The sequence below is a fragment of the Butyricimonas hominis genome (assembly GCF_014287455.1).
Classification (GTDB): Bacteria; Bacteroidota; Bacteroidia; order Bacteroidales; family Marinifilaceae; genus Butyricimonas; species Butyricimonas muris.
The window spans coordinates 294018-306527 of record NZ_JACOOH010000004.1 but is presented as its reverse complement, the minus strand read 5'-3'; the positions used below and the strand labels follow the sequence as shown (position 1 = coordinate 306527).

Genomic DNA, 12510 nt, shown 5'->3' with positions numbered 1-12510 from the left:
ATGATAGATAAAATGAAAAAGAGTTTTTACATATTGTGGATGGCGTTGGGATTGGTTTCCGGCGCGTGCACGGATTGGTTGACCGTACAACCTAAAACGACGATTGTTGCCGATCATCTCTACACGACGGATGCGGGGGTAGAGCAGGCTTTGAACGGGACGTATATATTAATGAAGACGTCGGTGTATAATCCGGGCGGGATTATGGGTGGAGCCGGTTTCGCGGAGGGGTTGGCCGCCACGTGGTCGAACATGGGGAATGATCTTAACAAGCATATTTATAACATAAATAATGAATTCGTGGGCAGTATGTTTGATGGTGCCTTCATGGGTTTGTACAAGATTATCTCTAACGCTACGCCCTTGATTAACGGGATGGAGCAGAACAAAGAGTTGTTAAGCGAAGAGGTGTATAATATCGTGAAGGGGGAGGCTCTGGCGATTCGCGCTTGCGTTCATTTGGATTTGATTCGTTTGTGGGGACCGATGCCCACGAAGGTCGACCGGACGAAAACGTATTTGCCGTATGTCACGGAGTATTCTACCTCGAAATACACTTATCACACGTATGACGAGTACATGGAGAAGTTGTTCGCGGATTTGAACGAGGCGGAGGCTTTGTTGAAGAAGTCAGACCCGATTTTGAATTTTCCCGCGAATAATACGACTAACGGAAGCACGAAATGGTTGAAGCGTCAATGTCATTTTAATTATTACGGTGTTTTGGGGTTGCAATCCCGGGCTCGCTTGTGGTACGGTGATAAAGAAGAGGCTTTGCGTTACGCGAAAATGGTGAAAGAGGCGGTGAACACGGATGGTACTCCTAAATTCAAGTTGGGCGATCAGGCGCTTTTCAGTAGTTTCGGTGATGGGGCTTGGGACGGGACGATGTACCCGGAGCATTTGTGCGGGGTGGATGTTTCGGAGGTTTTTGACTATAACAAGAGTTCTTTTGGTGGGACGAATGTGAAAGTCGAGATGACGAATATGGCTTTCTCGTTTTTGGAGTTGTATGATAATAACACGAGTGATTTACGTTTTCAGGTATGGCTTTATTCTACAAGAAGACCCCCGTTTAACGTGACTTGTCGCAAGTACGAGTGTATGCGTCCCGACACGAGGGCAGAAGCGACGAATATGCCTGTTGTCCGGTTGTCGGAGATGTACCTGACGATTATGGAGTGTGGGACATTGACCGAGGCGAATGCCGCTTTCGAGGAGTTCTGTACTGCCCGGAAGATGACATACGTGCCTCTCATGGAGGGCGATCGCAAGGAGCGTGTGACGCGCGAGTTTATCAAGGAGTTGATGGCGGAGGGGCAAAATTTCTTTACCTATAAGCGTAACGAGGTGAAGCGAATGTTTAATCAGCCGGAGGATAGTGATGATTGCGATATACAGCAATACGTGTTGCCATTGCCCCCGAAAGAGTTTTAATTAAAAAATAGAAGGTTATGAAAGCATTTATAATAGTTTTTTTGATTGGCATGGTTGTCGTGGCTTCTTGTTCGGAGGAACTCGTGGAGCCTTACGAGAGAACGGAGAGTTATATTTTTTTCATGAGAATGTCCGGGATGACGGCAGTAGACTCGTTGTATGATTATAATACGACGATTAATCTTCCCTCGGGTAGTAAAACGAAAGATACGGTGTATTTCAAAGTGGGCGTGGGTGGAAATTACGGGAAAGGTCCCCGGAAGATCACGTTGAAGCAATATACTTACGAGGATATTAGTTACGTGGCAGAGGAGGCTGTCCCCGGGGTGGATTATATCGCTTTTGATGATCCGGTGATGGAGGAATATTACACGATTCCGGCGGATTCCTTGGAGATGCGGATTCCGATAATCATAACTTCGCCCACGACTTATCCTAGAAAGGTGTTGAATTTCAAGTTGGTGGAGAATGAGGATTTTAAAGTGCTTCATAAAGGGACTCAGGAATTGGGAATTTCTGCCGGACGGATAAAGATAGGATGGTGATTGTATCATGTATAAAGGTTTTAATATGAGAAAGTTATTGTTGTCGTTCGTCAGTATGTTCGTGCTTATATCCGTGTTTGCACAGACGAATTTTCAAAATTTGACGTTGGAGAAGGCATTGGAGAAGGCGAAGACGGAAGATAAATATGTTTTTGTAGATTGCTATACTTCGTGGTGCGGACCTTGTAAGATGATGGCGGAAAAGATTTTGCCGTTAGAGGAGGTCGGGGCTTATATGAATGAACATTTCGTGTGCGTGAAGTTTGATATGGAGAAAGGGGAAGGACGGGATATCGCGAAGAAGTTCAGGGTGACGTCTTACCCGACGTTTTTGATGTTGAAAACGGACGGAAGTTTGTTGCACCGGGTTATTGGCGGTACCGGAACCGGAGAGGAGTTCTTGAAGAAGGTGCAGGAGGGATTGGATGAAAATTCTATCGGAAAATTGGAAGTCCGGTACATGAACGGTAATCGTGATATGGATTTCTTGATGAAGTATATCGAGGCTCTGGTGCAGGCTTGTGACGTGGAGAAAGCGAAAGGGATTGCTCAGGAAGTATTGGTTTCTTTGGACGATGACGAGAAGTGTTCGGCTCCTTATTGGTTTATTTACGAGAACAGGGAGTTGTCGCCCGTGGGTTCGGGAAATATGGTGTATTTGTTGAAGCACGTGGAGAAATTTCGGCAAGGTGTGGGTGTTGAGAAGGTGGATGCTGCCGTGGCGGGATTGTTTGAAATGCAACTGGAAGATATTCTCCGCGGGCGGAATCGCAACGCGACTCTTGCCGATGTGGAGGATGCCGAAAAGTTGTTGGAATCTTACCACTTGACGGGACAGGAACACTTGAACGGGTATATTGCATTGATAAAGGCCGTGATGGCGGAAGATACGGATGAAACTTTACGGTTGTGTAAGGAGATGTTCCCCAAGATGTCGGATGAGAAAGTTTCTTATTTGTATTTTAACCCGATCACGTCGCTTGGCGAGAAGTGGGATAAGAAGCAGAAAAAGGAATTGGAGGCTTTAACCAGACAATTGGCTGAGCAGGTGCAAATGTCTCAATTAAAACATTCACTGACGAATTTTGCCAACGTGGGGATTTCCCTGTTGGATCAGATGAAAAAGAGATAAAAACGGGGGTGTGTCAAAACACACCCTCTCGTTCATAAGGTCTAAAAGTCCATAAGATCGTAAGGTCAAATGTACAGGTAATTGGAGTGTTATGATACTGAATATTAATATATTATTAAATAACTGATTTTATAGAATTTAGGAGCCGAAGGCTCGACTTTATGAACTTTATAGACGAGAGGTGTGTTTTGACATACCCTCGTTTTATTTTTTTCGTATCTTTGTCAAATTCGAGATATGAATTAAATGGTGTGAGTATGAAGTTGGAAACTTCAATAGAGATACAAGGATTAGTGTCTGGTGACCGGAAGGTGTACCAGCAGGTCTTTGATGTTTTCTATGATAGTTTGTGCTTGTTTGTCCATCGTTTCGTGGAAGATGTTGCCGTTTGCGAGGATTGCGTGCAAGAGGCTTTTATCTCGTTGTGGAATAACCGGGAAAGTATAGCGTCGACGGTTCATTTAAAATCTTTTCTTTATCAAGTATGCCGTAATAATGCTTTAAATTATTTGAAGCATGAGCGGATTAAAAATGAATATGCCGCCGCTATGGTAAATGAACTGGATTCGCGAGTTTGTTTTATCAATTACGTGATTGAGGAGGAGACGGAGCGTATTCTGGCTCAGACGGAACAGGATTTACCACCTAGATGTAGGGAGATTTTTGTGCTGGCTATGCAAGGGAAGGATAACGAGGAGATAGCGCGATTGTTGGGCGTGTCGGAAAACACGGTGAAGACACAAAAAAAGATTGCTTATAAACGCTTGAAACAGAATATCGCGGATATCGGTATGCTGGTCGTTTTATTGAATCAATAAAAAAATCATTCTTTTTTTATTTTTCTTTTCACCCCGGATGGGATGTGAATTGTAATAGGTGTGTAAAATTGAAGAAATGAAAGATTTGAACGAATATATAGAAGATATTCCCCGGTTAATTGCGAGCGACCTGCAAGGGGAGATTACTCCCGAGGAGAAGGTGCGATTGGAGGGGTGGATTCGGGAAAACGAGAAAAATAGGGAGGTGTATGAACGATTGCGTGCGGGAAGAGAGCGTTCACGTCGGAGAGAGGCGGTTCGGGAATTAAATAAACGTGCCGCTTGGGAGCGGGTGAATAAGGCCACGGGCGGAAGGCGATTGTTCCCGTTGGTAAAAGTGATGAAGTATGCCGCGGGGATCGTGTTACCGCTGTTGTGCGTGGGGGTGGCTTTCCATTTTCTAGGGAAGAAGGAGAAAACGATTGTCGCGAAGGTGGAGAACGTGGTGGAAATAAAGCCGGGAGAGATGAAAGCGGAATTGGAATTAGCCGGGGGAGAAAGATTGTTGCTGGGAGTAAATTTACAGGATTCGTTGACGAATGAGAATGGCGTGGATATTTTGAAGGATGGGCAAGGAATTTCTTATCAGGGAGAGAGCGTGGGGAAGGAAGAATTAGCGTATAATACCTTGAAAGTCCCGAGAGGCGGAGAGTTCAAGGTTAAGTTGCAGGATGGTACGGTGGTTTACGTGAATTCCGCTTCCCGATTGCGTTACCCGGTGAAATTCATGGGGGAAGAACGGCGGGTATATCTGTCGGGAGAGGCTTATTTCGAGGTGGAGAAAAACGAGGGAATGCCTTTCGTGGTGGAGATGGAAGAAGGTGAAATAAAGGTGCTGGGTACACAGTTTAACGCTCGTTCGTACAAGGAGGAAAAACAGCAATTGACGACATTAGTGTCGGGTAAGGTGTTATTGACCTCGAAGCAAGGAAAGAGCGTGGAGCTTACACCGGGAGATCAAGGTGTGATAGGTGAAAAAGGTATCAGCAAGGGAAAAGTGGACGTGTATCCTTACACGGCTTGGAAGGACGGGAATTTCGTGTTCCGTAAACAACGTCTGGAAGATATTATGAATATCGTGGAGAGGTGGTATGACGTGAAAGTGGTGTTCGTGGACGATTGGTGCCGGGAGGTTAGTTTCTCTGGAAATGTGCGACGTTATGACGGGTTTAATAAGTTAGTGGAGATGTTGGAAGTAACCGGAAGTGTGAAATTTAATATCAAGGACAATGTGATATATATAACCAAAAAATGAATTGAAAAGATGAAAGACGGAATATTGGCACTATCCCGTCTTTCGTTACCGGATGAACCGGTATTTGTTTTACTCTAATGTACAAATGTATGAAAAAAATTAGGATTTTAGACCTTCTTTCGAAAAGAAGGTGGTTAAAAACATGGTTAGTTATGAGGTTTGTGATACTGTTTTTGTTAGTATCGGCTATGCAAGTGACTGCAGGAGTGTATAGTCAGGAAGCGAAGGTGACCCTGCAAGTGGAGAACGCTTCGTTCGAGTCTGTTATTCGGTTGTTGGAAAAAAGTACGGATTACACGTTCCTGTATGAAGACCGACACGTGGAGGGTGTGCAGCACTTGAATCTGCATTATAACGGTGCGGATATAAAGGAGGTGCTGAACGCTTGTTTGAAGGGTACAAATTTGACGTACAAGTTGATTAATCGCACGATCATTATTCAGCGGGCTGCGATTGTATCTGCTGATACCTTGCAGAAGATCACGGTGAAAGGAATAGTGAAAGACGAAAAAGGAGAAATCTTGCCGGGGGTGACGATTCGGGTGCAAGGAACGACTTTGGGTTTCGTGACGAATGCTAAAGGTGAGTTTGATTTTGACTTGCCAAAGCGGGATAGTATGGAATTGATTTTTTCTTTCGTGGGTTTTCAACAGCAAAAAGTGCAGGTGAAAAATGATATGAAGCCGTTGACGATCGTGATGAAGGAAGATGTACAGAAGGTGGAGGAAGTGGTGATTACCGGTATTTTTAACAAACCGAAGGAGAGTTTCACGGGGGCGGTGACAAGCGTGACGAAAGAAGATATTAAACGAAATTTTTCTCGAAATTTATTACAGACGTTATCTAATTTAGACCCGAGTTTCCGTATCGTGGAGAATAATGCTTATGGTTCAGACCCGAATGCTTTACCGGAAATTCAATTGCGAGGGGCTTCTACTTTCGCGAACGTGCAGGATTTACAATTGGCGACTCGGGCGGAATTGAATTTGCCTTTGTTTATACTGGATGGTTTTGAGGTTTCTTTGGAGCGAGTGCAAGATTTGAATAATGAAGATATCGAGAGTATCACGATATTGAAAGACGCGAGTGCGACGTCTATTTATGGTTCCCGGGGAGCAAACGGTGTTGTGGTGATCACGTCGCTTGTGCCGCAAGCCGGTACGTTGAAAGTGAGTTATCGGGGAAGTGTAAAACTGGAAATACCGGATTTGAGTACTTATGATTTGTTGAATGCCAAAGAGAAGTTGGATTTGGAATATCGATTGGGTGCGTGGGACGCAGAAGCTTATCAAGATTTGTACCGCGACTTGAAAGAGAAAGTGGATAACGGCTTAGATTATGATTGGTTATCTCTTCCGGTGCGGACGGGCGTGGGGCAAAATCATAGTTTGAACGTGATGGGAGGAAACGAAGAGTGGCGTTTTAGTGCCAATTTGGCTTACGACGAGACTATCGGTGTCATGAAAGGATCTGATCGAAAGAATTTTAACGGTTCGCTAAACCTGAGTTATCAAAGTAAGAAATTAATGGTTTCGGAAAATCTTTCCGTCGGAACGAATAATAATGCTAATAGTCCTTATGGTTCATTTTCGGATTACGTGGCTATGAATCCCTATTGGACTCCCTATGATGATAACGGTAAGTTGATAGAGAATTACGATCATCCGCTTACTACATCTGCCGATAGCAAAAAAGAGAATCCTATATATGATAAGTATATCGGGAATTGGAATAAAACCAGATACACGAATGTGCGGAATTCCACCAGTGTACGGTATAATTTCACGGAGAATTTTTATTTGGTGGGAACGTTGGGGCTGTCCCGAAATTTTAGTCAAGCCGATAATTTCGTACCTCCTTCTCATAAACAATTTGCCGGGAAAGAAGCGAATCAGAAAGGAAGGTTCGGGAGAACCGAAACTGAAACCAATCAATGGCAGGGGCGTTTGAATTTGAATTACACGAATACTTTCAACGAGAAACATATGTTGACATTGGGAGGTTCCGGCGAGATAGAAGAAAAAAAGGAGGAGAGGCTATCATGGGCCGGCACGGGATTCTCGAATGATAATATCGATTTCCCGTCTATGGCATTGGGGTATGGGGATAACACGTATCCGACAGGTTCTAAAAATACAACCCGCCGTATAGCTTTGATTTTTTCAGGTAATTATTATTATGATATGCGTTATTTCTTTGACGTGAGTTTTAACGCGAACGGCTCGTCTTCTTTCGGGGAGGATAGCCGATGGGCTACATTTTGGTCGGTAGGAGCCGGGTGGAATATCAGTAATGAAGAGTTTTTTATCGAGCACGTTCCTTTTATTCAATGGTTGAAGGTAAAAGGTTCTTATGGCGTTTCCGGGAATATGGGATTTAGTCCGGAAGATGCGATGGCTGTGTATACTTTGGATACGAAAAATGATTATATGTCACGATTCGGGGCTTATTTGAAAGCATTCGGCAACTCGACGTTGAAGTGGCAAAATACTTACCAATTGAATCTGGGGGTAGAATTGCACACGTGGAATCGTCGCTTGCAATTTGAATTCAGTTATTACGATAAGTTGACGAATAATACGGTAGCGGAAATGTTACTTCCCGTATCTCATGGATTCGGGACGGCTAAGGCTAATTCCGGTTCAATTAGAAACAAGGGATGGGATGCGAAAGTTACCGTGAATTTGTTCAGTAATCCGAATAGGGGCTTTACTTGGAGCGTGACGGGTTCTTTTAATCACACGAAAAATCTTATTGAAAAGATTTCGGAGGGGTATAAGAAGTTCTTGAAGGAGTTGAATTCAAGTATGTACACGGCTGATGTGTATTATCGATACCGTGAAGGTTATTCTATGGATGCGATTTACGGGTTGCGTACCGTGGGAGTAGACCCTGCCACGGGACAACGGATGTTTTTAACGAAAGACGGGGATGTAACTTTTGCTCAAAATGCGGAGGATATGGTTTATTTGGGGGATCGTTTACCCAAGGTAAATGGTAATTTATCCACGAATCTGGCTTATAAAGGGTTTATGTTGACTGTCGGTTTTGGCGTGAAATGGGGAGGTAAACAGTTTAATAGTACTTTGGCAAATAAAACGGAAAACGCTTACTTGATTCTTAATCAGGATCGTCGCGTGTTATCGGATACTTGGCAGAAACCGGGTGATGTTGTTCCTTACAAGAAGTTGATGTTGAATTCCGCGAGTACGAATACTTTTCCTTGTGATGCTTTTGTCCAAAAGGATAATGTATTCCAATGTACGAATATTAATGTTTCGTATAATTTCTCGGAACACTTCTGCCGAAAGTTAGGATTTAAAGGTTTGTCGTTGGGTGCGAATCTTTCGGATGTTTTTTACATTTCAACTGTTAAACGGGAGCGGGGGACAAGTTATCCGTTTTCTCGTAACCCGAATTTTTTTCTTTCGCTTTCATTCTAATTTGGAAATATCATGATAAGAAAAGGTATTTATATATTATGCACGTCTTTGGCACTGGGGTGTTGCGCGTGTAACGATTGGCTTACGATTGTGCCGGAAACTACGCTTGTAGCGGATAATTTGTTTGAAACAGATAATGGTGTTCTTCAGGCTTTGGACGGAGCTTATGTTTTAGCTGCCGCATCTATATACAAGCCTAACGGTTATATGGGCGGGGGTGGTTTTGCCGAATATTTGGCGTGTACATGGACGAACACGAATGTAGATTTGGCAGCCCACGTGTATAATTTGGATAATGCTTCGTTTGCAACCGGTTTAGATGATGTATTTATGGCGTTTTATAAAATCATCAATTCGTTGAACCCGATGATCGAGGGATGTGATAAGAATCGGGAGAAATTGAGTGAAGAGTATTATAATATAGTGAAAGGTGAGGCATTGGCTTTGCGAGCTTCGTTGCATTTGGATTTGATACGGATTTGGGGCCCGATGCCAACGCAGGTGGATGCTTCCGTGGAATATTTGCCTTACGTGACACAAAATTCCATAGAGAATTACCCGTATCATACTTTCAAACGGTTCATGGAGTTGTTGGTGGCAGATTTGGATGAGGCTGAGCAATTGTTGCAGAAGTCCGACCCGATTTTGAATTACCCGTCTGATGGCAGCACGGAATACTCTGGATTTTGGACAGACCGGAAGAGTCATTTTAATTATTACGGCGTGTTAGGATTGCAGGCTCGTGCCCGTTTGTGGATGGGGGATAAGGAGGGTGCCGTGCGTTATGCTGCGATGGTGAAAGATGCGAAGAACGAGGACGGGACGCCGAAGTTTACTTTGGCGGTGGAAGGGAATATCGGTAATAATCTTTTTTATCCGGAACATTTGTGTGGCGTGAATCAGGATAAGTTTGATTATCAGCAGAGTGGTTTTAACCCGGGTATGACTACGCTTGGATATTATAATTCCAATTATAATTCATTCGTGACTGATTTATTCGAGGGCAACACGAACGATTTGAGATACAAGAGTCATTGGAGTTGGACTAGAAATCAAATGATGCAAAATGTTCGTGTTACGAAGAAATATAATGAGATGTATCCCAGTTCTACGGCAAAACGAAATATGCCGGTGGTGCGTTTGGCTGAGATGTATCTTATTATTATGGAAGCTGGAAGTTTGAGTGAGGCGAATGTTGCTTACGAGGAGTATAGTGCGGCTCGTAATCTCACGTATACTCCGATGTCGGAATCGGATAGGCAGGAGAGGGTATTGTGGGAATATATACGGGAATTTGCAGCCGAGGGACAAAATTTCTTCACGTATAAGCGTTTTGCCGTGAAACGGATGTTGTGGCAGGATATTGAAGCGGCAGATTGTGGCGAGGAGCAGTATGTGTTGCCATTGCCCCCGAGTGAATACAAGAAAAGATAATAAAAAAACAGATGGTTATGAAAAAGTTATTTATAGCATTGGTGATCGGGTTGATCGGGTATGCCTGTTCGGAAGAGAAAGTAGGGGTGTATTCTTTGGAACGTGATTACATTTATTTCCAGTACGAGTCGTCGAGATTGGGGGCGGCAATGAATGTTGCGGATAGTGTGTATCTGTATTACAATTCTTCTTCGGTTAGCGTGAATTCGTCACGACAACGGGATACGTTCTTTTTCAGGGTGCAGGTTGCCGGTGTGGCAAGAAGTGTGGATCGTAAGATAAATATAGAACCGTATAGTTTCTTGACGAATGGTAGAGAGGAAGCGATAGCGGGAGTGAATTACGTGGCTTTTGATGATCCGGAGATGGAGAAATGTTGTGTGGTTCCCGCTGATTCCGTGAGTGTGAATATCCCGATCATTGTTACTTATGATCCGGCAATAGCGGGGAGTTATAAAGGTTTTATGTTCGCCTTCAAACTTGTGGATTCAGAGGATTTTGAAATAATGGCGACTAATTCTAATCTTAGTGCTAATCCGGCACGTACTCATGCTTTCGTGCAATTTACTCAAAGTAATTAATCGTTATTAATTGATATTGTTATAATTTCCTTCACGGTCGATGTTTTCATTGACCGTGAGGAAGATTATTGACACATGTTGTTGAAAAGATTTTAAATTATAGGATATGAAAAAGTTTGTATTGTTGTTTATTGGTATGTTGATGATGGCGTCTGTGTTCGCTCAGACTAATTTTCAAGAGTTGACGCTGGAGAAAGCGTTGGAGAAAGCGAAGGGCGAGAATAAGAAAGTTTTCGTGGATTGTTACACGTCATGGTGCGGACCGTGTAAGATGATGGCGGAGAAGGTGCTTCCCTTGAAAGAGGTGGGCGAGTATATGAACGAACGTTTCGTGTGTATCAAAGTAGACATGGAGAAAGGGGAAGGACCGGATCTCGCCCGGAAATATAAGGTTACGGCTTACCCGACTTTCCTGGTATTGCAGGCAGATGGCAGTCTGATGCAGCGTGTCGTGGGTGGCACGTTGGACGGGAAAGAGTTTATTCAGAAAGTGGATGCCGCTTTTGATGAAAATTCGGCAGCTAATTTGGAAGCCGAATACGCCGCGGGGAATCGTGAGATGGATTTCTTGTTGAAATACACGAAAGCTTTGATTACGGCTTGTGATTTGGATAAAGCGAAAGCAGTGGCGCAGGATATCATTGGTTCTTTGGAAGATAGCCAGAAATACACGGAGCCTTACTGGTTTATTTACGAGGATGTAAGTTTGTCACCGATCGGCTCCGGGAATATGAATTATTTCTTGAAACACACGGAGCAATTTCGTGAAGGTGTTGGTATCGAGAAGGTGGATAAGAAATTAGCTTCTTTATTTGATTTGCAACTGGAGGAGATTATCCGTGGAAAGAATGCAACCGCCACTTTGGCTGATGTTGAGGGTATCCAAAAAACATTGGATGCTTACAAGTTGACCGGACAGGATTATTTGTACGAGTATATCGAGTTGATTAAAGGGATGAAAACGGGAAACACGGATAAGGTGTTGGAAATGTGTAAAAAGGTGTTTCCGAAAATGGCGGACGAAAAGATTGCTTACCTGTATTTTATGCCGATTCTGAGTTTGAAAGGAAAATGGAACGAGAAGCAGAAAGAGGAATTGGAAACGTTGACCGAACAATTAGCGGAACAGGTGGAAATGTCGACTCTTAAAGCGTCCTTGCGTAATTTCAAGACTGCGGTTGCCCGGTTGTAACGAACGAGTTTTTGCAGATAAGAATCTTGGTTTTGTTAATAATTTTGATGATGAAGACATGGTTGATAATTTTTAGTTTGTTGTGCCCCGTAATGGGATGGGCGCAGGTAAGAGTGGAATCAGTGCCGGTGCATGATACAGTGGAATTGAAAGTTGGGGATCGTGTTCCCGTGTTTGTTTTCCGGGATACGGCGAACCGGAAAATGACCTTGAAACAGTTCAAGGGGAAATACGTGGTGATTGACGTGTGGGCATCGTGGTGTTATCCTTGTAAGCAGGAATATCCAACCTTGAAGGGGTTAGCCGAGAAATATAAGGATAAGAAAATAGAGTTCGTGAGTCTTTCCTGTGATACAGAGAAACAGCGTTGGCTAAACGAGTTGTGGTGGGGGAAGATGAGCGGTCATCAATGGTGGATAGCGGGGGACGAGTCGTCGATGATTGCTTTCCGGGTAGGGGCGATTCCCCGGTTGATTTTATTGGATAAAAAGGGGCGGGTGATGAATTTGAAATTACCGAAACCTTCGAGTCCGGAGTTTGAGAAGATTTTGGAGGGATTGAAAGGGATATAATATTTTTCACATCGGTAGAAAAACTGAAAATATTCTCCTCGCTTTATCATAGGTAAATGATTATTTCGTAGCTTTGAGGCTTAGTGTAGGATTATTTAGCT

The 12510-nt window shown here is 43.5% G+C and carries 10 protein-coding genes; all 10 read left to right on the top strand.

From position 1 onward, the window contains the following. Positions 1-12 precede the first annotated feature (12 nt). The 10 genes from H8S64_RS10400 (at position 13) to H8S64_RS10355 (ending at position 12409) form a co-directional block, all read left to right on the top strand. Positions 13-1437: a RagB/SusD family nutrient uptake outer membrane protein gene (locus tag H8S64_RS10400; protein WP_186976005.1), complete on the top strand. Its 1425-nt coding sequence runs from the start codon at positions 13-15 to the stop codon at positions 1435-1437. Between the two features lie 17 nt (positions 1438-1454). Continuing rightward, positions 1455-1982: a DUF4843 domain-containing protein gene (locus H8S64_RS10395; RefSeq protein WP_099291581.1), complete on the top strand. Its 528-nt coding sequence runs from the start codon at positions 1455-1457 to the stop codon at positions 1980-1982. A gap of 25 nt (positions 1983-2007) precedes the next feature. Then, the gene (locus H8S64_RS10390) at positions 2008-3114 is read left to right on the top strand and encodes a thioredoxin family protein (RefSeq protein WP_255469504.1); all 1107 of its coding nucleotides are present in this window, start codon (positions 2008-2010) and stop codon (positions 3112-3114) included. 257 nt (positions 3115-3371) lie between these two features. Beyond that, a complete protein-coding gene (locus H8S64_RS10385; RefSeq protein WP_186976004.1) occupies positions 3372-3932 on the top strand; it encodes an RNA polymerase sigma-70 factor in 561 nt (186 codons plus the stop codon). 76 nt (positions 3933-4008) lie between these two features. After that, a complete protein-coding gene (locus tag H8S64_RS10380) occupies positions 4009-5187 on the top strand; it encodes a FecR family protein (protein WP_186976003.1) in 1179 nt (392 codons plus the stop codon). A 152-nt stretch (positions 5188-5339) separates the two neighbouring features. Beyond that, the gene (locus tag H8S64_RS10375; RefSeq protein ID WP_186976002.1) at positions 5340-8630 is read left to right on the top strand and encodes a SusC/RagA family TonB-linked outer membrane protein; all 3291 of its coding nucleotides are present in this window, start codon (positions 5340-5342) and stop codon (positions 8628-8630) included. A gap of 12 nt (positions 8631-8642) precedes the next feature. Further along, a complete protein-coding gene (locus H8S64_RS10370) occupies positions 8643-10064 on the top strand; it encodes a RagB/SusD family nutrient uptake outer membrane protein (protein ID WP_227216603.1) in 1422 nt (473 codons plus the stop codon). A gap of 17 nt (positions 10065-10081) precedes the next feature. After that, positions 10082-10645, top strand: a complete 564-nt coding sequence (locus H8S64_RS10365) for a DUF4843 domain-containing protein (RefSeq protein ID WP_141560926.1) — start codon at positions 10082-10084, stop codon at positions 10643-10645. A 106-nt stretch (positions 10646-10751) separates the two neighbouring features. Next, on the top strand, positions 10752-11837 hold the full coding sequence (locus tag H8S64_RS10360) for a thioredoxin family protein (RefSeq protein ID WP_186976001.1): 1086 nt from the start codon (positions 10752-10754) through the stop codon (positions 11835-11837). Between the two features lie 50 nt (positions 11838-11887). Next, positions 11888-12409 carry a TlpA family protein disulfide reductase gene (locus tag H8S64_RS10355; RefSeq protein WP_186976167.1) on the top strand — a complete coding sequence of 174 codons (522 nt, stop codon included), beginning with the start codon at positions 11888-11890 and terminating at the stop codon, positions 12407-12409. Positions 12410-12510: the final 101 nt, after the last annotated feature.